Origin of the sequence: Pseudoalteromonas sp. P1-13-1a, from assembly GCF_001401875.1 — a bacterium.
GTDB lineage: Bacteria > Pseudomonadota > Gammaproteobacteria > Enterobacterales > Alteromonadaceae > Pseudoalteromonas.
Window position 1 is genome coordinate 24,434 of sequence record NZ_LKDV01000022.1, and the last position, 21,773, is coordinate 46,206.

The following is a 21,773-nucleotide window of genomic DNA, read 5'->3' on the forward strand; positions in this document are numbered from 1 at the left end:
GGTTGAACCATGAAGATTAAACGTTTTTTTGCCAAAGATATGCGCACCGCACTGAAAGAAGTTAAAGATGAGCTAGGTGTTGATGCCGTTATTATGTCGAACAAAAAACTCGCTAATGGTGTAGAAATTGTTGCCGCAGTAGATTACGACAAAGCAGCCCCTAAAGCCGCAGCACAACCACAGGCAGCGCCTGCTCCGCAAAGAGCCGTGCAACAGCCTACTCATAACTTTGTAAAGCCAGAGCCTAAGCGTGCGCAACCTGAGCCACAAGCAAAAGTAGCTGATAGCTTACAAGCTTTATTAGAGCGTCAGTCGCCACGCCCTCGCTCTCCTGAGCTAGCCTCTATGTTTTCGCAATCAGGTATTGATACGTCTGAGCATTACCAAGAGCCAGCACAGCCACGTACGACAAATATGTTTGCTCGCGAAAATGAAGCGCCAAAACGCATGCAAACCCAAGCAGACAGCCTAGGCTTTGATGACTTAGATCAAGACTTTGACGATTTAGATGCGCCGGTTGCACCGCGTAGTCAAGCTAATAACAACGAAAGCGCCCAAATGAGCGCGATGCGTGATGAAATGAACGCAATTCGCCAGTTATTAGAACACCAAGTATCGGGTTTAATGCAGCAAGATATGGCACGTCGCGACCCTACACGTGCATGCATGATTGACCGTTTAGTTGGCATGGGAATAGATAAAGACGTTGCAGAGCAAATGGCGTGTTTTATCCCAGATGACGTATCGCGTCAGCAAGGTTGGAAAGCATTATTGCAAATGGTTGAAGATCAAATGCAAACCACCAATAACGAAATTCTTCGCCAAGGGGGTGTGTATGCCCTTGTTGGGCCTACTGGTGTAGGTAAAACAACCACAGTTGCTAAACTTGCCGCATTAGGCGCACAAAAGTATGGCGCCGACAAAGTTGCCCTAATCACCACTGATACATACAGAATTGGTGCGTATGAGCAGCTTGCAACGTATGGTCGTATTATTGGTTGTGGTGTTAAACAAGTAAAAGATGCCAATGAATTAGCCGAAGTTTTATATCATTTACGCAATAAGCGTCTAGTATTAATTGATACAGCGGGTATGAGCCAACGTGATTTACGCCTTACAGAGCAATTAAATACGTTAATGCGCAACCAGCGAGTAGATATACGTAGTTATTTAGTATTAAGTGCCACAGCACAAATAAATGTACTGCAAGAAACCGTAAGACATTTTAAAAAGGTTCAGCTAAGCGGTTGTATTTTCACTAAGTTAGATGAATCATTAAGTTTAGGTGAGATTATTAGTATAGCGATTCAAAATCGTCTTCCAATAGGGTATCTTACTAATGGTCAGCGTGTACCAGAAGATATTCGCGTTGCAAATGCTGAAAAACTAGTAAAAAAAGCTGAGCAATTGTATTTAAAAAGAGCAAAAGCACAACATTCAAGGCACCAAGCAGTGGCGCCAAGCACAGTAGGGATGTATGATTAACACAGTATTAGATCAAGCAAGCGGCCTGCGCAAAATGAGTCAAAACAACAACAACGGCGTAAAAGTTATCGCTGTCACTGGCGGTAAAGGAGGGGTGGGTAAAACCAACGTCTCTTTAAATACTGCTATTGCTTTAGGGCAGCAGGGTAATCGTGTATTAGTATTAGATGCCGATTTAGGCCTAGCTAATTGTGATGTAATGCTAGGACTACGTGTTGAAAAAAACTTATCTCATGTCCTTTCAGGCGAGTGCGAACTTGACGAGATTTTAGTTGAAGGCCCAGGCGGTATTAAAATCGTGCCTGCTACATCCGGCTCGCAAAGTATGGTGGAGCTAACCCCATCTGAGCATGCTGGGTTAATTCGTGCCTTTAGTGAGCTTAATACAGAATTTGATATTTTAATTGTAGATACCGCCGCTGGTATTTCTGACATGGTGCTGAGTTTTTCTCGTGCAGCGCAAGATGTCATGGTGGTGGTGTGTGATGAGCCGACCTCTATTACTGATGCCTACGCGCTTATTAAAGTACTTAGCCGCGAGCATGGCGTTTATAAATTTAAAATTGTTGCAAACATGGTGCGCAGTATGCGCGAGGGCCAAGAGCTTTTTGCAAAGCTCTCTAAAGTAACAGACCGCTTTTTAGATGTGTCTATGGAGCTTGTTGCGACTATTCCATATGATGAAAATATGCGTAAATCTACGCGTAAACAAAAAGTAATTGTCGATCTTTTCCCTAACTCACCAGCAGCAGTCGCGTTTAAAACATTAGCGACAAAAGCAGTAAAATGGCCTATACCTAATCAACCTTCAGGACATTTAGAGTTTTTCATTGAGAAGCTAGTAAACGGCTGATTATGACAACATCGGTGAAAAGAGCTATGGGATATCAATCAACACAAAATTTAAATGTGATTGTTGAAAAGCACGCGTCGCTTGTCAAAAAAGTGGCGTGTCATTTGATAGCTCGTCTTCCTCCTAGCGTTCAGCTCGATGATTTAATTCAATCAGGAATGATAGGCCTTATTGAGGCCTCAAAAAATTTTGATGCCAGTAAAGGGGCAAGCTTTGAAACGTTTGCTGGTATTCGCATTCGCGGCGCTATGCTTGATGAAATGCGCAGAGGGGATTGGGCACCACGTTCGGTGCACCGTAAAAGCCGATTAGTAGCCGAAACTATCACAGAATTAGAAAATAGCTTAAATAGAGAACCAAAAGATACTGAAGTAGCTGAAAAACTTGATATTTCGCTAGAAGAATACCATCATATTTTAAATGATGTTAATTCCAGTAAAGTGCTTGGTATAGAAGACCTAGGGGTAGATGAAGATGTTATTAGCCCTGCAGGTCAAGATTTAGCGCTAGACAAACCATTTAATAATGTTAAAAATGAACGGTTTAATAATTCATTGTTAGAGGCAATAAAGTCTTTACCAGAGCGAGATGCAATGGTGCTTTCTTTGTATTACAACGATGAAATGAATTTAAAAGAAATTGGGCATATACTCGATGTAAGTGAATCGCGTGTAAGTCAGATACATGGTCAGGCGATGATTAAGCTCAAAGCAAAAATCAATGACTGGATAAACTAGTAGTAAGTAAATTATAGGTTAAGACCTCACCGGAGGATGTTTTGGATAAAAACATGAAAATTCTTGTTGTTGATGATTTCTCTACAATGAGACGTATTATAAAAAATCTGTTGCGTGACCTAGGGTTCACGAATGTTCAAGAAGCTGACGATGGTTCTACAGCATTACCTATGTTGCAAAATCAGGTTTTTGACTTTGTTGTAACCGATTGGAACATGCCAGGCATGCAGGGTATTGACTTGCTAAGAGCCATTAGAGCTGACGAAAAATTAAAACATATTCCGGTTTTAATGGTGACGGCAGAAGCTAAAAAAGAACAAATAATAGCGGCAGCGCAAGCAGGTGTTAATGGCTATATTGTTAAGCCATTTACTGCTGGTACTTTGAAAACTAAATTAGAAAAAGTGTTTGAACGCTTAGGTTAATGAGAGGAGAGGCTTATGTCAGCACCAGCTGCGCCTCAAATTACTTTAGAACAAGCTCGTCAGCTCGTCGTTTTTTTAGAAAATGGTGAGCAAGATAAAGCTGACCAATTAATTTTAGATACTGCCTCTCAAGAGCAATCGCAGCTTTTTGCTGAAGTAGGTAAGTTAACACGCCAATTACACGAAGCCCTTAAAAGCTTTGAACTTGATACGCGTTTAACCGATTTAACCACTGATGCAATACCGGATGCGAAAAAGCGCTTAAACTATGTCATGGAAATGACAGAAAATGCAGCTAATAAGACAATGGATGCGGTCGAAGCAAGCCTTCCTATTGCGCAGCAGCTAGCAGATGAAATTGCACATATTAAGCCTACTTGGGATAGGCTTATGAACCGCGAAATAGAGCTGGGCGAGTTTAAAACCTTATGCCACAGCATCGACAAGTTTATGAACAGCTCTCATCATAAAACTGATGAGTTGCAAACTTTAATGACCAATGTACTAATGGCGCAGGATTTTCAAGATTTAACAGGCCAGGTTATCCGCCGTGTAATTGAATTAGTCAGAGAAGTAGAAGAAAGTTTAATCCACCTTTTAACAGCATTTGCTGCACAAGATGACAGCATTGTTGAAAGTAAAGAACAACAAGAAACAGAAGAACTGGTTGCCGCACAAACATTAGCAGGTCCTGAAGGCCCTATTATTGATAAAGAGTCGCGAAATGATGTTGTATCTGACCAAGACGAGGTCGATGACCTATTATCAAGTTTGGGCTTCTAAGAGGAGAGTAACTGCATGAGCTTTGAAGTCGATGAAGATATTTTACAAGACTTTCTTGTAGAGGCTGGAGAAATCCTAGAGCTTTTATCTGAACAGTTAGTTGAGCTAGAAAATAACCCAGAAGATACTGAGTTACTAAATGCTATTTTTAGGGGCTTTCATACCGTAAAAGGGGGGGCAGGCTTTTTAGCTATGACTGAGCTTGTTGATGCCTGTCATGGTGCTGAAAACGTATTTGATCTTTTACGCCAAGGGGTTAGAACTGTTAATTCAGAATTAATGGATGTGATTTTACAAGCACTAGATACCATTAATGAAATGTTTGCCACTATTCAAAACCGCGAACAGCCAGACCCAGCAGACCCTCAATTATTAGAAACCCTTCACAAACTTGGTCAACCGCCTACGGATGACGAGCTTACTGAAACAGCCCCCGACGTTGTTGAACAAGAACCCGCTGCTCCCGTTAGCGCAACAGATGATGAAGACCCATTTGCATTTGATGAACTATTTGATGCGGCAGGTTCAAGCCCTTCAGCAGATAGCACGCAAATTGATGAAATTACAGAAGATGAATTTGAAAGCTTACTCGATGAGTTACACGGCAAAGGCCAAAGCCCGGTGTCGCAACCAAGTGCAAGTGCAGAGCCAGATTCAAGTTCAGATATTACCGATGATGAATTTGACAGTTTATTAGATGAATTACACGGTGTAGGTAGTTTTGGTCCTGTTGCAGGAGATACCTCAAGCAGTGAGCCAGAAGTAAAACACACAGCACCACCGGCGGCTGTTGCAAATGATAGCGGTGATGATGAAATCAGCGATGATGAATTTGAAGCACTGCTTGATGAACTGCACGGTAAAGGCGCCGCACCAGAATCAAAAGAAGCTGACACACCTGCACCGCAGCCACCTAAGGCTGCACCTGTAGCACAAACGCCAGCAAAACCTACGCCAGAAAAGCCTACGCCAGCACCTGCAGCAAAACAAGCTCCGGCGGCTAAAGCCGCTGCGCCTACACCTAAAGTGGCTGAAAAACCAGCGAGTAGCGCTGCACCTAAAAAAGCTACGCCTCCACCTGCTGAAACCACAGTACGTGTTGATACAAAGCGTTTAGATCAAATAATGAATATGGTTGGCGAGTTGGTATTAGTACGAAATAGGTTGGTCAGTTTAGCGACCAATACAGACAGTGAAGCGATGGGTAAGGCGATATCAAATCTTGATGTGGTCACTGCTGATATTCAAGGTGCAGTAATGCAAACGCGAATGCAGCCTATCAAAAAAGTGTTTGGCCGATTCCCTCGCGTAGTACGTGACTTAGCCCGTAGCTTAAATAAAGAAATTGATTTACAGCTTGTAGGTGAAGAAACCGATTTAGATAAAAACTTAGTTGAGGCACTGGCCGATCCGTTGGTGCATTTAGTACGAAACTCAGTTGACCACGGTATTGAAATGCCAGCAGCGCGTGAAGCTGCGGGTAAGCCTAGAACTGGTAACGTTACATTATCGGCTTCGCAAGAAGGCGACCATATTTTGTTAACCATTAAAGATGATGGTGCAGGTATGGATGCGGAAAAACTGAAAAAAATAGCGATCAGTAAAGGCGTTATTGACCATGATCAGGCAAGTCGCTTATCAGATACAGAAGCGTATAACTTAATATTTGCACCAGGCTTTTCGACCAAAGAAGAGATATCTGATATTTCTGGCCGTGGCGTAGGCATGGATGTAGTAAAAACTAAAATTACGCAGCTTAATGGCTCTGTGAGTATACAGTCAGAGTTGGGCGTAGGGACTATTTTAGAGATAAAAGTACCATTAACACTGGCTATTTTACCTACGCTGATGGTTATTGTTGGTGAGCAAACGTTTGCGTTACCACTTGCTGGTGTGAGTGAAATATTCCACTTAGATTTAACCAAAACCAATGTGGTAGATGGTCAGCTTACAATTATTGTTCGTAAAAAAGCGATACCGCTATTTTACTTAGAGCATTGGCTAGTTAAAGGTGCTGATTGTTCTCAGCGAAAAGCGCAAGGTCATGTGGTAATTGTACAAATAGGTACTCAGCAAGTTGGCTTTGTGGTTGATTCATTAATTGGCCAAGAAGAAGTTGTTATTAAGCCTCTTGATGCGTTATTACAAGGTACGCCAGGAATGGCTGGTGCAACAATTACATCTGACGGTGGTATTGCGCTGATTCTGGATGTACCTAATATGCTTAAGCATTACGCAGGATAAAATGTAGGCATACCTGTGTATGCCTACACATAAATTTAATAAGAGAGCGCAATGGCCGTAAAAGTTTTAGTTGTTGACGATTCCAGTTTTTTTCGCCGTCGAGTAAGCGAAATTCTTGAACAAGACAGCGGTATTGAAGTAATAGGTTTTGCTGTTAACGGTAGAGAAGCCGTAGAAAAAACAGCGCAGTTACGTCCAGATATGATCACCATGGATGTAGAAATGCCTGTGCTTGATGGTATTAGCGCAGTAAAAGAAATTATGGCGAGTAACCCAACGCCAATACTTATGTTTTCTTCATTAACTCGCGACGGTGCAACCGCAACTTTAGATGCACTTGATGCCGGAGCTATGGACTTTTTACCGAAAAAGTTTGAAGACATTGCACGAAATAACGAAGATGCAATTAAGTTATTGCAAGCTAAAGTGAAGGAAATTGGTCGCAGGCGTGCACCGCGCCCTGTTAGGCCATTAACATCAAGTAAGACTACTGCTCCATCTGCAAGCAAACTTGCCACAACAAGCTCATCGCTTAAACAACCTGATAGAAGCTTTCAACGTGCTGCCCCAGTGCAGACAACAACTACATCCAGTATGCCCACGCGTGCCAGCGGTAAACACTATCAAATAGTGGCTATTGGCACTTCAACTGGCGGGCCAGTTGCTTTACAAACTATATTAACCCAATTACCTGCTAACTTTGCACACCCTATTTTGTTAATTCAGCACATGCCGGCGGCATTTACGCCTGCGTTTGCGGCACGTTTAAATAGCCTTTGCAAAATACGCGTTAAAGAAGCGCAACAAGGTGACAGGCTAGAAGCCGGCACAGCCTACTTAGCCCCAGGTGGACAGCAAATGATGGTAGAGGGGCGAAGTGGTAACAAAACGTTGCGTGTATTTGAAGATAATAGTGAACGTATAAGCTACAAACCAAGCGTTGATGTGACTTTTGCAAGTGTTGCCAAAAGCTACCAAGGAGATGTACTTGCTATTGTTTTAACCGGCATGGGCGCTGATGGACGTGATGGCGCGCGAATGCTTAAGCAATCTGGCGCAACAATTTGGGCGCAAGATGAAAAAAGCTGTGTTGTATACGGTATGCCTCAAGCTATTGCCAACGCTGGGCTTGCCTCTGAGCATTTAGCGTTAAACGACGTAGCAGCAAGAATAAAAAGAGAGACTGGTTGTGGATAAGCTCTCTGTTTTAGGGTTAATCATTGCGCTGAGCGCTATAGCGATTGGTTACTCTTTAGAGGGGGGCGTTGTCACGGCGTTATTTAATGGCCCTGCACTTATTATTGTACTTGGCGGCACCTTAGGGGCTGTTATGTTGCAAACGGCCATAAGCACCTTTAAAAAAACGCTAAGCATGAGCCATTGGGTGTTTTTTTCACCCCAGTACAATATTGAGCAAGCCATAGAGCAAATTAAAACGTGGTCGCATAAAGCTCGTCAGGAAGGGTACTTAGCGCTTGAAAAAGAGGCACTTAGTCACCCAGATCCTTATGCAGCAAAAGGGCTTAGTTTACTAGTAGATGGGTGTTCGGAGCAAAAGTTACGCGACACATTAGAAATAGATTTAATGCTTGAACGAGACCGCTTACTTGAAGCAAGTAAAGTGTACGAAGCCATGGGCGGATATAGCCCAACTATAGGTATTTTAGGGGCTGTACTTGGCCTTATTCAAGCAATGTCATTTATTACCGACCCTCAAAAGCTAGGTGCAGGGGTCGCCACCGCATTTATTGCAACAATATATGGGGTGGGTTTAGCTAACTTATTATTTTTACCTATGGCCAATAAGCTTAAGCAGCGAGTAGATCAAAAAATGCTTTACCATGAAATGATGGCCGAAGGGGTGATTGCTATAAGCCTTGGCGAAAGTCCTATAAACATAGAATTAAAGCTTGAAGCTTATCGCACAGAGCGCCCCAATGTCGTGGTAGAGTAACTTTTATGTTACGCCGGCGCTTACGTCAATCAGCTGAAAAAAATCAACATACAGAACGTTGGTTAGTCTCTTATGCTGATTATATGACCATTATGTTTGCCTTTTTTGTGGTTATGTATGCCATTGCCATAAATAAAGAAGAAAGTTTTCAAATCCTCTCAGACTCCCTAGAACAGGTTTTTGACAAATCAGCAAGGCAGCAATCGCAACAAGGTGAGGGCGTTACTGGTGAAGGGCTACTTACTGACCGTGTTACCCCAGAGCAAGAGTTATTGTACGGTGAGAGCATTCAAAAACAGGAGTCTGGCCCAGAGCTGCTAGATGGACATAGTGATACCAGCAATATAAAACAAAAACATTTAGGTAAACCACTCGATAGTCTGTTAACTAAATTACATTCAGCACTTATTGATGAAATTCGTGATGGAGAAGCAAGTTTAGAGCTCAACCAAGATTGGCTTATTATTGAGCTAAGTTCAGGAATGCTCTTCTCAAGTGGTAGCTCTGTGGCCCACGCGCGAGCAAAACAAGTCGTAAAAATTGTAAAAGATATTATTGCCCCAGTAGATAACTACATAAGGGTAAGAGGTTACACAGATAACGAAAGTATTCGCAATGAAATGTTTCGCTCTAACTGGGAGTTGTCAGTTGCACGGGCGACCTCTATTTTAGTTGAATTAGAAGCGTTAGGAATTAACCCAGCTAGAATGGCAATCGAGGGGTATGGGCAATACTCACCTTTTGCCGATAACGACACCGCAGCGGGTCGAGCAGAGAATCGTAAAGTTGTTATTGCGCTTTCTAAGTATGGCTTAGTACAACAAACCACCGAAAATGAAGCTGAGCCTGATGAGCAAGTGCAACAAGCTGCGCCTGAGCCAGAGGTCGAACTTCCCTCTGATGATAACTCTATTAAAATAATTCGTTTACCTCATGGTGGCATCAGAATCACCACGCGCAATGAACAGTAATTAGGACTTAATGTGAAGATTTGGACAGTAGCAAATCAAAAGGGCGGTGTAGGTAAAACCACAACGGCTGTCAGTCTTGCTGGTATTTTGGCCTTGCAAGGTAAACGCGTATTACTCATTGATACCGACCCTCACGCCTCACTAACGTACTATTTTGGTATTGATTCTGAAGATTTAGAAGTCAGTGTGTACGATATTTTTGCTCGCGGCACCTCAATGCAAAGTGAAGAAATACTTCAAGCATTGTGCCCCTCTACCATGGAAAACCTGGATATATTGCCCGCGACGATGGCTATAGCAACCCTCGATAGAAGCATGGGCAATAAAACGGGAATGGGCTTAATTTTAAAAAAAACACTTGCAAAAATTAGTGAACATTACGATTATGCGCTGCTTGATTGCCCGCCCGTTTTAGGTGTTTTAATGGTGAACGCATTAGCCGCCAGCGAACGTATTTTAGTGCCTGTGCAAACTGAGTTTTTGGCGCTCAAAGGGCTTGATAGAATGATGCGCACTATGGAATTAATGCAAAGCTCTCAAGCGAAACAGTACCAATATACTATAATCCCTACTATGTATGATAAGCGCACTAAAGCGTCGCTTGAAGCCTACAAAACGTTGCAAAATACATATAAAGATAAAGTATGGCCAGGGGTGATCCCCGTTGATACAAAGTTTAGAGATGCAAGCCTTGCACAAAAGGTGCCCATAGAGTTTTGCCCACGTTCACGTGGGGTTTACGCTTATAAAGCGTTATTAGATTATTTAATTGGACAAGGTTAATGAATGAGTAAGCAATTATTTGCTAATGAAAAAGTAATGACTCAATACTTAGGGGCGCTATTATGCGAAGACGAACCTGAGGAAAACCTTGAGCCTGTAGCAAAGCTACTTGAGCAAGTACCTAGTGCCTTACAAAACGACGAAGTACTTTTAAAGCCCAAAGCGCAATTAAAAGTAACCGAGCAGCTTTATTCTGAGCAAGTAAAAGAGAGTAATAGCGAGGCTGACGCCACTATTTCGCCACCTGCACCTATTGAGCCTGAGCCATTAGAGACACCTGAGGTGCAAACCCAGTTAAGTACAGAACCTGCTCCTTTATTACATAGCCAAGAAGATTACTTTGAAGGTGAATTTCAGGCTCTGTTTTTTGAAGTGGCTGGTTTAACATTGGCTGTTCCTTTGAAAGCGCTTGGAGGAATTCATCAATTAGGTGAAGTAAATCATTTATTTGGTAAGCCAAAGTGGTTTAAAGGCGTTATGCTTAATAGAGATGAAAAGCTAAACGTAGTTGATACTGCACGTTGGGTAATGCCTGAAAAGTACGATGAAAAGTTAGAGGCCTCTCTTAATTATCAGTATTTAATAACCCTAGGCGATAGCAACTGGGGTTTATTGGCTGAAAAGTTAATAAATAACATTACATTGAGTAAAGAAGATGTAAAATGGCGAAAAAACAGTGGCAAACGCCCTTGGCTTGCCGGTGTTATTAAAGAAAAAATGTGTGCTTTAATAGATGTAGATAATTTAAATGCACTATTAGAAAAAGGCTTAGATAGCCGTCAGTAGTAACGACCATTACGGGGTAACAGCATGAGCGAAGATAGACTATTATCAGCGAATAAAAACGCAGATAACAACGATGAAATTTTACAGTGGGTAACGTTTAAGCTTGAAGAAGAAACGTATGGCGTCAACGTAATGCAGGTGCAAGAAATTTTACGTTATACCGAAATTGCCCCAGTACCTGGAGCACCTTCATACGTTATTGGCATTATAAATTTACGTGGTAACGTAGTCACTGTTATTGATACTCGTGCACGCTTTGGTTTGCCTGCTGCAGATGCAACTGATAACTCTCGCATTTTAATTATTGAAGCAGAAGAGCAAGTAATTGGTATTTTAGCTGATAGTGTTTCTGAAGTTGTGTATTTACGCAGCTCTGAAATAGACAGCGCCCCAAATGTTGGTACCGAAGAAAGCGCTAAGTTTATCCAAGGTGTATGTAACCGCGATAACGAATTACTTATTTTAGTCGATTTAAATAAATTACTTAGCGATGACGAATGGGATGAGTTAAGCGATATTTAAGCTTTACCACTAAAATTATGTTGTTACTCAGTATCGCAATAGCAGCGCTAGGGATAGGTTTAATATCCCTGTCGCTAATTGTTGCATTAAAAAATAAACAGTCGGCGGAGCTTAATGCGGTATCACAGCAATTAAAAGATACCTCAGAGCAAACACATATATTACGCAGTGAAGTGTCTGAGCTCAGAACAGGGCTTTTAAGTATTGGTAAGCGCGTACTTGAAGTTGAGCAACAAAATCAAGAGTTGATGCAACAACAAGCTGCCCAAAAATATGATGACCCAGACGCAAAAATATATTCTCGTGCTGTTAAAATGGTTGAGCTTGGCGCAGATTTAGATGAGGTGATACGCGAGTGCGAGCTTCCTAGGGCTGAGGCTGAACTATTATTTTCGTTACATAAACAAAAAGACGCCTAGCGTCTTTTTTGCTTTTAACTACACAATACCAATGCGCAGTAATACTTAATAAATGGGGAGATATAATTTATCCACCTAGTTATGCCTTTACATTTAGCTTACCTTGAAAGTCTTGCCAGCCAGGTGGGAACTGCCCACGAAGCACGTACGAAAAAGCAATCAATTCAGCAATAACATAATAAAGCTCTTTAGGTATTTCCTCTCCCAATTCTAAGTGTGAGAGTGTTTTAGCAAGTGCTTCATCTTGGTGGATCATAATGCCTTTTTGTTTCGCTGCTGCGATTATTTCATCGGCCAACTCGCCAAACCCTTTTACACTTACCGCGGGGGTGCTTCCTGCTTCATACAACAGGCCAATCGCGGATTTATTATTTGCTGCTAAATTAGAGGTGTCAGTCATGTTAAACCTTAATATTTATAATGGCATGCGATTGATAAAACGCTTGATGACTAGCATCTCCGCGTTTTAAGTTTAGCTCGCCTACTTGCAAGCCATGCTGAGCTAATTTAGCCCTGAGGCTATCTAAGTGAGGGTGTGCAATTGCACTTACTTCTTGGCTAGAGGCAAGCAGCTGGCAATCGAGCGCTTTGTCCATAAGCTCAGCCACTATTTGTAATTGCCCTTGCTGTGCATAATCAAAATTTAATCTAACAAACCACACGTTTTTTTCAGTTTTATTTACACTCGCTTTTTTATATTGCCCTAAGGTTATCTCTGTTTGTCCCGCTTCAGGCGGAAGTTTCATCGGAAATAAAAACTGTGCTAGCGGATTTGTGTCGTTTTGTTGGTTTGGCGTAGTTACTTGTACTTGGCTAAGGGTATTTTTAACTTGTAGCAGCTCTGGGGCAAGCTCTTGTATTTGTGTTTGTTGAAGTTGCTCTAATAGTTTATCCGCGCCATTACCTACTTTAAAAGTAGGTAAAAGCACATTAAGTAGGGCATCCACGCCTGTGTGGTTATTAAACGTTAGCGAAGTACTTGATTGGCTTATTATTGGCGCCGCTAAAATAGTAACCGCAAGTTGCTCAAGCCCTTTTGTAAAGCTACTTTGTAGTGTGTCATTTGGCGTGGTAAGCGGTTGTAAGGTACTTAAAAGCTCTCGCTGTATGGTTGCTGGGTGAACATTATTACTAGAGACCATTCTATTAAAAGCTTGATTTACCAGACGTGTTAGATCAGGTGTATTTTGAGTCGCTTTACTTGCTATGTCAGTAATTCGGCTACTCAACAATGCTGTAGGGTTAGAAGCGCTATTTGGGCGCTCAGTCTCTGTTGGTAAATTTAAAAGCGAAGTTAAAAGCTTGGCTTCAATCGGTTGTAATTGCTGACTTGGTGCGGTTTTAAAAAGCGAGTGAGGTAAACCGGGTTGATTCGAAGTATTTACCTGTGAAGTTGTGGTATTTAATGTTTTTAAACTCAAGGGCCCAGAAGGAATGCCTTGCGTACTTATATTTGTTGGTTGAGCGCTCACTGCTTGTGGCTGAGCCATGTTGTTTGCTGATTGCCATAACGACACACTCGCCTTTAGTTGCTGGGTTATTTGCACTAAAGGAGGAAGCTGAGCAAAGTGTTTAGCTAAAGGGCTGTTAGGAGTAAAAGAATGATTAGCAACTTCAGCGGTTATATTTAGCTTACTTAAATTAGGGTTTGCTAACGTGTTTATTTGTGTAGGCGTTTTGTTTACATCAAGATTAGCTTGTTGAGCTTGCAAAGGTGACGTTTTACTCGCAAAGGGTTTGCTTTCAAAGTATTTAACGGCATCGTTAATTCGCGTTTTTAAATCACTAAAGCTGCTTTGTAACCATGATTTTATAGGGCTCTGTGCACTTAACTGCGGGCTTGTTTTATCAGCGGGGGGGCTGGCTGCATTTTGCTGCTGTGATAAAACCAAGTCGGTAAAGGGTTTACTAAATGAGTTATTAAGTGCGACCTGCATATTGGGTAAATTAGTTTTAATGAACAGCTTATCTGCTTGATGAGTAATATTTACTGCCACGGGCTTGCTGGGCAATTCACTAAGTTGTTTATTAGTGATTGGAGTGGTGAACGAGCCGCTATGCTGAGGGTGAGAAATAATAGCTAATTTAGGCGTTGCTTGTAGTTTCGCGCTGGGCAGTAAGTTAGTTAATAGCTGCGTAATTTTATGTTGGCTGAGAGTTTGAGTATGAACGGAATCAGCAAAGCGGTTAATAACATTTATTTGTGCGCCTTTATTAGTGGTATTAATAAGTACCTGTAATGGCTGCTCGGTATTTAATAGTTGTGCGGTTTCTTTGTTAATTGCAATACTGGCATTAAGACTAGGTATTATAAGCTGTGGTGACGGCGAAAGCTGAATATTAACAGGCAAGGGTTTGCTTTGTATTTCACTACCGGTACTTACATAATTTAAAAAACGCTGCAGTTGAGATGCGTTGCCAAGTGTAATATTGGTATTGTTGGGAGTTATATTTAGCTGCTTTCCATCAGCGCTGAGCTGTATGTTAGCACTTGCTATTTTGTCTGTGTTTTGAGGGGCATGGGTAATGCCTAAACGTAGTGTTTGCCAGTGTTTATCAATTAATACATCGAGTGTAATTGAGCCTTTTGAAAACTGAATATTTTTAGCCGCAAGTACCTGCTCGGGTAATTGTACTAATTCGTCTGAAGTGCTCGGGGCGCTTTGGTTATTAACCAATGAATTAGATAATGTGATTTGCGTTGGATTATTCATTATTTTAAATCAAGTTTTCGCTAATTTTCGTGAATCGATTTTAAAGCAATATTCGTATTACACTATCATTATGGTAGACTAACGCCTAATTTTTGGCATAGAGAAACGTCATCTTGTTACACATTAAGTCCGTCACCTGCATCAAGCAAGAACGTTGTTTGTTTGCGGATCTTAATTTTAGCCTAAATAGCGGTCAAATCATGCAATTAGCGGGTCCTAACGGGGCTGGCAAAACATCATTATTGCGTATTGTCGCAGGCTTTAGTGTGCCTGATGAAGGCGCTATTTTTTATAAACAGCAAGCTATTACCAAACATTATGAAGAGTACGCCAGAGACTTACTATTTATAGGCCACAAAACCGGTGTTAATGCACAGCTCAGCGCACTGGAAAACGTACGCCATTGGTTACACATTAATGGCTATACAAATGAGCCCGACCTATATCCAATGTTAGCTAAGCTTGGCTTAGTGGGCCTTGAAGATGTGCCAGTAAGAATGCTCTCTGCAGGGCAGCAGCGTCGTGTCGCTTTAGTGCGTTTGTGGTTAAGCGATGCAAAACTATGGGTGCTTGATGAACCCTTTACTGCACTTGATAAAAATGGCGTTGCATTTTTACAACAACGTTTTTCTGAGCATTTAAAAAGTGGTGGCGCTATTTTACTCACAACCCATCAAGATTTAACAACACAGTTTGAAAACCTACAAACGGTGACCTTGGAGTATCGTTACTGATGACTCGTCAACATTCATATTGGCTGCTGTTTAGTGCGGTATTTAGTAAAGATGTAAAGCTTGCGTTTCGCCAGCGTGCTGAAATTATCAATCCTATCTTGTTTTTTCTCATTGTTATTTCGTTATTTCCGTTAGCAATTGGACCAGAGCCCGGTCTATTAAACAGAATGGCTCCAGGTATTATTTGGGTAGCCGCTTTGCTCTCTACCATGCTTGGACTCGATAAATTATTTAGAGACGACTATAACGATGGCTCGTTGGAGCAGTTAATAGCTTCATCGTATCCGCTATCACTCACCGTGTTGGCCAAAGTCGCGGCGCATTGGGTTGTTACCGGTTTACCATTAGTATTAATGACACCGTTATTTGCTTTATTGCTTAATTTAGAGAGCTCAGCGCTGTTAGCCACCGTATTAACATTATTATTAGGCACGCCATTATTAAGCTTTATTGGTGCTATTGGGGCTGGCCTTACTGTGGGATTACAAAAAGGTGGTATTTTAATGAGCCTGTTAGTGTTGCCTTTGTATATTCCTGTTTTAATTTTTGCAACGTCAGCCATTGATACCAGTACTATGTCGCTGGATTATAGCGGGCAGCTTGCCATTCTTGGGGCCATGTTAGTAGTTGCTATTATGTGTGCACCCATCGCCATATCGTCAGCATTAAAAGTGAGTGTAAGTTAATATGTGGAAGTGGTTACATCCCTACGCAAAAGCAGAGCGCGCATATCAATTATGTAATACGTTACTGCCTTATTTTGCCGTTGCTACGGTTATAAGTATGCTTGTTGGTTGGATTTGGGGCTTAGGTTTTGCGCCAGCTGATTACCAACAAAAAGACAGTTACCGTATTATTTTCATTCATGTACCGTCGGCTATTTTGTCTATGGGTGCATATTCTTCTATGGCTATTGCAGCCGTGGTTGCTTTAGTGTGGCAATTACGTAACGCCGAACTTGCAGTCATTGCTATTGCCCCGGTGGGAGCATGTGTAACCGCTATTGCGTTAATTACTGGCGCAGCATGGGGTAAACCTATGTGGGGCGCTTGGTGGGTGTGGGATGCACGTTTAACCTCTGAGCTTATTTTATTATTTTTATATTTAGGTGTACTTTCGCTTTATCATGCATTTGAAGATAAAAAAGCAGCAGGGCGAGCGGCGTCTATTTTGGCCATTGTTGGGGTTATTAACCTACCTATTATTCATTATTCTGTTGAGTGGTGGAATACCCTACACCAAGGCGCAACAATCACAAAATTTGATACTAAAGCTATTGACCCTAGTATGTTTTGGCCACTAATGGTGAATATTTTAGCGTTTGGTGCTTTTGTTGGCACTGTAACGTTAATTCGTTTAAAAAATGAAATATTACAACGTGAAAAGCATCGACCGTGGGTTCGAGCCTTGTTAAGTAAGGGGTAAATTATGCAGTTTGACTCTTTTTCTGATTTTATTGCAATGGGGGGCTACGGGTTTTACGTGTGGCTTTCTTTTGGTACGTGCGCCTTAATTTTGTTGGGCATTTTATTTAGCTCTTTACGTGATACAAAACGTATTATGGCCTCAGTAGAGCAGCAAGTTGCGCGCGAAGCGCGAATTAAAAAAGCGAAGCAGGAACAAATATCATGAATCCAAGACGTAAAAAACGCCTATTGGTAATCATTGCTGTGTTGTTTGGCATTGGTGCTTCTATAGGCTTAGTACTTTATGCACTGCAAGAAAACATCAACTTGTTTTACACACCGAGCGAGCTAATAGAAGGCAAAGGCCCAGATAAAGAAAAACCGCAAATAGGGCAAAAGTTGCGTATAGGCGGTATGGTTGTGCCAGGTTCTGTTATTCGTAATGAACAAAGTTTGCAAGTCAGCTTTAAACTAATAGATACAGGGCCATTGGTTACAATTAAATACCAAGGCATTTTGCCTGACTTATTTCGCGAAGGCCAAGGTATTGTAGCGCAAGGTGTGCTTGTAGAGCCAAACGTGATTGAAGCTTTTGAAGTACTAGCTAAGCATGATGAAGAATACATGCCAGCAGAAGTAGCAGAAGCCGTAAAGGGAATTAAACACGAAAAACCAAAATACAACCTAGATAGCGGTAGCTAATATGATCCCAGAGCTTGGTTATTTTTCTTTAACGCTTGCCATGGTGTTAAGCGTTTTACTGTGTATTTTCCCGCTGTGGGGCGCACATACCGGTAATCTTCGTTTAATGCGTGCGGCCCCGTCTTTAGCCGTAGGGCAATTTGTATTTGTCCTTCTCTCGTTTGCTGCGCTTATCTATGCCAGCTTAACAGATGACTTTACGGTATCTTATGTAGCGTATCATTCAAGTAGTACCTTGCCTTGGTATTATAAAATCACCTCTACATGGGGTGGGCACGAAGGCGCTATTTTACTGTGGCTTGTAATGCAAGCAGGGTGGACCGCCGTGGTTGCTATGCGCTCTAAAGCACTGCCTTGGGTATTACGTGCACGTGTTTTAGGCGTGCTTGGCTTTTTAGGTGTGGGTTTTATGATGTACACACTACTGCTTTCGAGCCCGTTTGAGCGTTTACTGCCGTATTTCCCTGTTGAAGGACGTGATTTAAATCCACTATTACAAGACCCTGGTATGATCATTCATCCACCGTTACTTTATATGGGATATGTAGGATTATCGGTTGCGTTTTCCTTTGCTATTGCAGCACTTTTAACCGGTAAACTTGATAATACTTGGGCTAAATGGTCACGCCCATGGACGATGACCGCTTGGGGCTTTTTAAGTTTAGGAATAACGATAGGTAGCTGGTGGGCTTACTCTGAGCTTGGCTGGGGTGGCTGGTGGTTTTGGGATCCGGTAGAAAACGCATCGCTCATGCCTTGGCTTGTTGCGACGGCTTTATTGCACTCTCTGAGCGTGACAGAAAAACGCGGTGTATTTAAATCGTGGACTGTGCTGCTTGCCATCGCTGCATTCTCGCTGAGCTTATTAGGTACCTTTATTGTTCGCTCGGGCATCATTGTATCGGTGCATGCATTTGCCACAGACCCCGATAGAGGTTTATTTATTTTAGCCTTTTTAGGCATTGTGGTTGGTGGCGGTTTATCGTTGTATGCGCTGCGCGTATCACAAGTTAAGAGTGAAGGTCGTTACAAGTTTGTATCTCGCGAAGTAGCGTTGTGGTTAAACAATATATTCTTAGTCGTGGCTACATTAATAGTTCTTTTAGGTACTTTATTACCTATGGTACACAAAGAAATGGGCCTAGGCAGTATTTCTATCGGCGAACCGTTCTTTAATAAAATGTTCGCCATTTTATTAGTACCTTTTGCCATATTAATGGGAATAGGGCCTTTTCTTCGCTGGAAACAAAATAAGTGGGCTGTACTACAAAATAAATTATTCGTAGGCGTGCTAGTAAGTGTTGTTATTACCTGTGCGTGGTTGTTCTCAAGCTACGATGTAGTAAAACCGCTTACATTACTAGCCACCACCTTAGGTGTGTGGGTTGCTGTCTCTACTGCCATAGATTTATATGCTAAGGCGTCGGTTCACGGAACACTAAAAGAAGGCGTTAAGCGTTTAGGTGTCAGCTACTGGGCGATGGTGCTAGGTCATGTTGGTTTAGCATTTGTTATTGCGGGCGTTACGCTTACTTCGGCGTACTCGGTAGAGCGTGATGTGTCTATGAAGCAAGGCGATATTGTTACGCTAAACCAATACGAATACCGATTTGATGGTGTTAAATCAATACGCGGCCCTAACTACAGTGGTCATGCTGGTGTCGTGTCGGTATTTAATGACAATGAGCTAGTGACTGAGCTGCATGCAGAAAAGCGTAAATACGATATTGGTATGCAATTTATGACCGAAGCGGCAATTGATGCTGGTTTTACTCGTGACCTATATTTAGCGCTGGGTGAGCAATTAAGCAAAGGGGCATGGTCACTGCGCATTTATCACAAACCGTTTGTGCGTTGGATGTGGATAGGCGGTGTACTTATATCGCTTGCAGGGTTTATGATTTTATTTGATAAACACTACCGTACCTCAGCAAGTACACGTAAAAAAGCGTTGGAGAATGCGTAATGAACCGTAAAATTTTAGCTTTAGCGCCGTTATTAATATTCATATTTTTATGTGTATTCTTATATCAAGGTTTGTTTGCCAACCCGCGTGAAATTCAAACCGGTCGACTTGGGCAAACAATGCCTGCGTTTAACCTTCCGGATTTAATGCAAGATGATAAGCGCTGGACCGATGAAAGCCTAAAAGGCGAAGTTTATTTGCTTAATGTTTGGGGGACTTGGTGTCCTACTTGTTTGGTAGAGCTTGGCTATTTAACTAAGCTACGCGAGCAAGGCGTAAAAATAATTGGCTTGTACTATGTGCAAGGTTACGATGCCGATTTTGATGGCCCATTTGATATGCAAGCGCTGCGTACTGATGTGAGCGATATGCTTAGCCGTGCTGGCGACCCATACCAATTTAATATTTTAGACTTGCACCGCACCTTGTCATTAGATTTAGGTGTATCGGGTGCCCCTGAAACATTTTTAGTGGATAAAACGGGTAAAATTTTATTACACCATACGGGAGATTTAAACCCGCGCGTATGGCGTGCTAAATTTGCCCCGGTTATGCAGGAGCTAAATTAATGCGAGTGTTTTTATTAACCCTGAGCTTTTTTATAAGTATGGCAGTGTATGCCGAGCAAGATCGCTATCAGTTTGACAATAACCAACAAGCCGTGCGCTTTGAAGAGTTAACTAAAGAGCTTAGGTGCCCTAAATGTCAAAACCAAAATATTGCAGACTCTGATGCCATTGTTGCAAAAGATTTACGCGACAAGGTACTTGCGCTGGTAAAAGAAGGTAAAACAAAAGACGAAGTTATCGATTACATGATAGACAGATACGGTTATTTTGTTCATTACGACCCGCCTGTGACACCAGCTACATTAGTACTGTGGGTTTTACCTGTACTTATTGTAATTTTGGGGTTTGGTTTTATTGTAATTCGCCAACGTAAGGCGTCAGTTAAGCAAACCTGGAACAGCGACGATGAAGCAAGACTTGCTAAGTTAATTGCAGAAAATAAACGCCAGGAGCAAATTTAATGATTTTAATGTGGGCGTGTTTTGCCTTACTCATACTCATTGCATTGGCGTTTATTATGGTGCCTTTTTTAAAAAAAGAGCGCGTTCAAACCATTACTCACAATGCTAATGCAGAGTTGATCAGCATTTACGAGCAGCGTTTAGTTGAGCTGCAAAATGACTTAGATAATCAACGTATTGATGCACAAAGTCATAACGAATCTGTTATTGAATTAAAGCGTCGTTTATTGAACGAACTATCACCAGAAAAGTCGCTTAATAGCAAAGGTAATAATCGTATTTTTGCTTTAACTGGCGCAGCATTTTTATTAGCCCTCACCGGTGTTTTTTACACCTTTACAGGGAGCCAACAACAAATAGCCGCGTGGTATGATGCAATGGATAACCTTGCTGATTATGGCGAGCGTGCTGTAATGCAAAAAGGTGAGCCACTTACTCAAAACGAGTTACAAGCCTTTGCTTTAGCTTTGCGTACTAAACTTAGCGAATCAGGGGATGACGAAGTTGCGTGGATGTTGCTTGGACGTGTAGCTATGTCGTTAAATGAATTTGATATGGCACAGCAATCGTTTGATAAAGCCCTGCGAATGAACCCTGACAACATGCAAGTACTCATTAGCTACAGCCAAGTTTTACTGCTTGAAGGTAGTGAAGAGAATATGACGCGTGCAGCGGGTATGCTATCTAAAGTGCTAAAGGTTGAGCCGACAAATCTTGATGCTATTTCCCTATTAGCGCTCATTGCTTATGAGCGCAAGGACTGGCCGCAAGCTAAAGCGGCGTTTGAAGTACTACTTGCTAGCATGGATGAAAGCGATACGCGTTACTCAATGATAGCGCAGCGTATTTCTGATATTGAACAACAAATGCAAAATGAGGGTTCTGTAATGCCTGTCTCTGCTAACAGTGTTATTAATGTTACTGTAAGCTTAGCAGATGAGCTTTTAGATAAGCAGCCACAGCAGGGGACTTTATTTATTTTTGCAAAGGCTGCTCAAGGCTCTCCTATGCCGCTAGCGGTTGTTAAACTTAATGAATACAATTTTCCGCTCACAGTGCAACTCACTGATGCTAATGCAATGGTTGATGGGTTAAACTTATCAAGTGCAAAAGATATTGTGATTACAGCGCGGATCTCAATAGATGAGTCAGTTATGCCAAGTAGTGGTGAGTTAGAGGGTCACTCTGAGGCACTGCAACGTGAAAACGTAAGTGACTACCAACTTCAAATTAATACATTAATACCTTAAGGACAGTAG

The 21,773-nt window shown here is 41.9% G+C and carries 24 protein-coding genes; 22 read left to right on the plus strand and 2 right to left on the minus strand.

Annotation, left to right across the window (positions count from 1 at the left end; genetic code table 11):
• Positions 1–9 precede the first annotated feature (9 nt).
• Genes flhF through AN391_RS13815 form a run of 13 tightly spaced genes read left to right on the plus strand, consistent with a single transcriptional unit; the run spans position 10 to position 11,962 of the window.
• Positions 10–1,485 carry a flagellar biosynthesis protein FlhF gene (gene flhF / locus AN391_RS13755; RefSeq protein WP_055015933.1) on the plus strand — a complete coding sequence of 492 codons (1,476 nt, stop codon included), beginning with the start codon at positions 10–12 and terminating at the stop codon, positions 1,483–1,485.
• Positions 1,478–2,338 (plus strand): MinD/ParA family protein, encoded by an 861-nt coding sequence (locus tag AN391_RS13760; RefSeq protein ID WP_054983003.1) that lies wholly within the window; start codon positions 1,478–1,480, stop codon positions 2,336–2,338. Before flhF ends, AN391_RS13760 begins: the two co-directional genes overlap by 8 nt.
• A 26-nt stretch (positions 2,339–2,364) precedes the next feature.
• Entirely contained in the window at positions 2,365–3,075 is a 711-nt protein-coding gene (locus AN391_RS13765; protein ID WP_024032309.1) for an RNA polymerase sigma factor FliA, read from the plus strand.
• Positions 3,076–3,116: 41 nt separating this feature from the next.
• Complete coding sequence (cheY, locus tag AN391_RS13770) at positions 3,117–3,500, plus strand: chemotaxis response regulator CheY (RefSeq protein WP_004588308.1); 384 nt, start codon at positions 3,117–3,119, stop codon at positions 3,498–3,500.
• A gap of 15 nt (positions 3,501–3,515) precedes the next feature.
• Entirely contained in the window at positions 3,516–4,283 is a 768-nt protein-coding gene (locus tag AN391_RS13775; protein WP_055015934.1) for a protein phosphatase CheZ, read from the plus strand.
• Between the two features lie 15 nt (positions 4,284–4,298).
• Complete coding sequence (locus tag AN391_RS13780; protein WP_055015935.1) at positions 4,299–6,527, plus strand: chemotaxis protein CheA; 2,229 nt, start codon at positions 4,299–4,301, stop codon at positions 6,525–6,527.
• A gap of 51 nt (positions 6,528–6,578) precedes the next feature.
• Positions 6,579–7,724, plus strand: a complete 1,146-nt coding sequence (locus AN391_RS13785) for a chemotaxis response regulator protein-glutamate methylesterase (RefSeq protein WP_055015936.1) — start codon at positions 6,579–6,581, stop codon at positions 7,722–7,724.
• On the plus strand, positions 7,717–8,481 hold the full coding sequence (locus AN391_RS13790) for a flagellar motor protein (protein WP_055015937.1): 765 nt from the start codon (positions 7,717–7,719) through the stop codon (positions 8,479–8,481). The genes AN391_RS13785 and AN391_RS13790 overlap by 8 nt, the downstream gene beginning before the upstream one ends.
• Before the next feature lie 5 nt (positions 8,482–8,486).
• Entirely contained in the window at positions 8,487–9,452 is a 966-nt protein-coding gene (locus AN391_RS13795; RefSeq protein WP_055015938.1) for a flagellar motor protein MotB, read from the plus strand.
• Between the two features lie 12 nt (positions 9,453–9,464).
• Positions 9,465–10,235: a ParA family protein gene (locus AN391_RS13800; protein WP_004588314.1), complete on the plus strand. Its 771-nt coding sequence runs from the start codon at positions 9,465–9,467 to the stop codon at positions 10,233–10,235.
• 3 nt (positions 10,236–10,238) lie between these two features.
• Positions 10,239–11,021, plus strand: a complete 783-nt coding sequence (locus AN391_RS13805) for a chemotaxis protein CheW (RefSeq protein ID WP_055015939.1) — start codon at positions 10,239–10,241, stop codon at positions 11,019–11,021.
• Positions 11,022–11,045: 24 nt separating this feature from the next.
• Positions 11,046–11,543 carry a chemotaxis protein CheW gene (locus tag AN391_RS13810; protein WP_004588316.1) on the plus strand — a complete coding sequence of 166 codons (498 nt, stop codon included), beginning with the start codon at positions 11,046–11,048 and terminating at the stop codon, positions 11,541–11,543.
• A 17-nt stretch (positions 11,544–11,560) separates the two neighbouring features.
• Entirely contained in the window at positions 11,561–11,962 is a 402-nt protein-coding gene (locus tag AN391_RS13815) for a DUF2802 domain-containing protein (protein ID WP_055015940.1), read from the plus strand.
• A 79-nt stretch (positions 11,963–12,041) separates the two neighbouring features.
• Here AN391_RS13815 and AN391_RS13820 read toward each other — a convergent pair whose 3' ends face one another.
• Both AN391_RS13820 and AN391_RS13825 read right to left on the minus strand, forming a co-directional pair.
• Positions 12,042–12,362, minus strand: coding sequence for an EscU/YscU/HrcU family type III secretion system export apparatus switch protein (locus AN391_RS13820; protein WP_004588318.1), 321 nt, complete (start codon positions 12,360–12,362; stop codon positions 12,042–12,044).
• 1 nt (position 12,363) lies between these two features.
• Positions 12,364–14,676 carry a flagellar hook-length control protein FliK gene (locus tag AN391_RS13825; protein WP_055015941.1) on the minus strand — a complete coding sequence of 771 codons (2,313 nt, stop codon included), beginning with the start codon at positions 14,674–14,676 and terminating at the stop codon, positions 12,364–12,366.
• Positions 14,677–14,789: 113 nt separating this feature from the next.
• Between AN391_RS13825 and ccmA the strand changes: the two genes are divergently transcribed.
• Genes ccmA through ccmI form a run of 9 tightly spaced genes read left to right on the plus strand, consistent with a single transcriptional unit; the run spans position 14,790 to position 21,764 of the window.
• Positions 14,790–15,410 (plus strand): cytochrome c biogenesis heme-transporting ATPase CcmA, encoded by a 621-nt coding sequence (gene ccmA / locus AN391_RS13830; protein ID WP_146258074.1) that lies wholly within the window; start codon positions 14,790–14,792, stop codon positions 15,408–15,410.
• On the plus strand, positions 15,410–16,096 hold the full coding sequence (gene ccmB, locus AN391_RS13835) for a heme exporter protein CcmB (RefSeq protein ID WP_004588321.1): 687 nt from the start codon (positions 15,410–15,412) through the stop codon (positions 16,094–16,096). Before ccmA ends, ccmB begins: the two co-directional genes overlap by 1 nt.
• A gap of 1 nt (position 16,097) precedes the next feature.
• Positions 16,098–16,835, plus strand: a complete 738-nt coding sequence (locus tag AN391_RS13840; RefSeq protein WP_055015943.1) for a heme ABC transporter permease — start codon at positions 16,098–16,100, stop codon at positions 16,833–16,835.
• Between the two features lie 3 nt (positions 16,836–16,838).
• A complete protein-coding gene (gene ccmD, locus AN391_RS13845; protein ID WP_004588323.1) occupies positions 16,839–17,042 on the plus strand; it encodes a heme exporter protein CcmD in 204 nt (67 codons plus the stop codon).
• The gene (gene ccmE, locus AN391_RS13850; protein WP_055015944.1) at positions 17,039–17,518 is read left to right on the plus strand and encodes a cytochrome c maturation protein CcmE; all 480 of its coding nucleotides are present in this window, start codon (positions 17,039–17,041) and stop codon (positions 17,516–17,518) included. The genes ccmD and ccmE overlap by 4 nt, the downstream gene beginning before the upstream one ends.
• 1 nt (position 17,519) lies before the next feature.
• On the plus strand, positions 17,520–19,484 hold the full coding sequence (locus tag AN391_RS13855; RefSeq protein WP_055015945.1) for a heme lyase CcmF/NrfE family subunit: 1,965 nt from the start codon (positions 17,520–17,522) through the stop codon (positions 19,482–19,484).
• Positions 19,484–20,053 carry a redoxin family protein gene (locus AN391_RS13860; protein WP_029773820.1) on the plus strand — a complete coding sequence of 190 codons (570 nt, stop codon included), beginning with the start codon at positions 19,484–19,486 and terminating at the stop codon, positions 20,051–20,053. Before AN391_RS13855 ends, AN391_RS13860 begins: the two co-directional genes overlap by 1 nt.
• A complete protein-coding gene (locus tag AN391_RS13865) occupies positions 20,053–20,514 on the plus strand; it encodes a cytochrome c-type biogenesis protein (RefSeq protein WP_055015946.1) in 462 nt (153 codons plus the stop codon). The genes AN391_RS13860 and AN391_RS13865 overlap by 1 nt, the downstream gene beginning before the upstream one ends.
• Positions 20,514–21,764, plus strand: a complete 1,251-nt coding sequence (gene ccmI / locus AN391_RS13870) for a c-type cytochrome biogenesis protein CcmI (RefSeq protein ID WP_055015947.1) — start codon at positions 20,514–20,516, stop codon at positions 21,762–21,764. Before AN391_RS13865 ends, ccmI begins: the two co-directional genes overlap by 1 nt.
• The last annotated feature ends 9 nt before the right edge of the window (positions 21,765–21,773 follow it).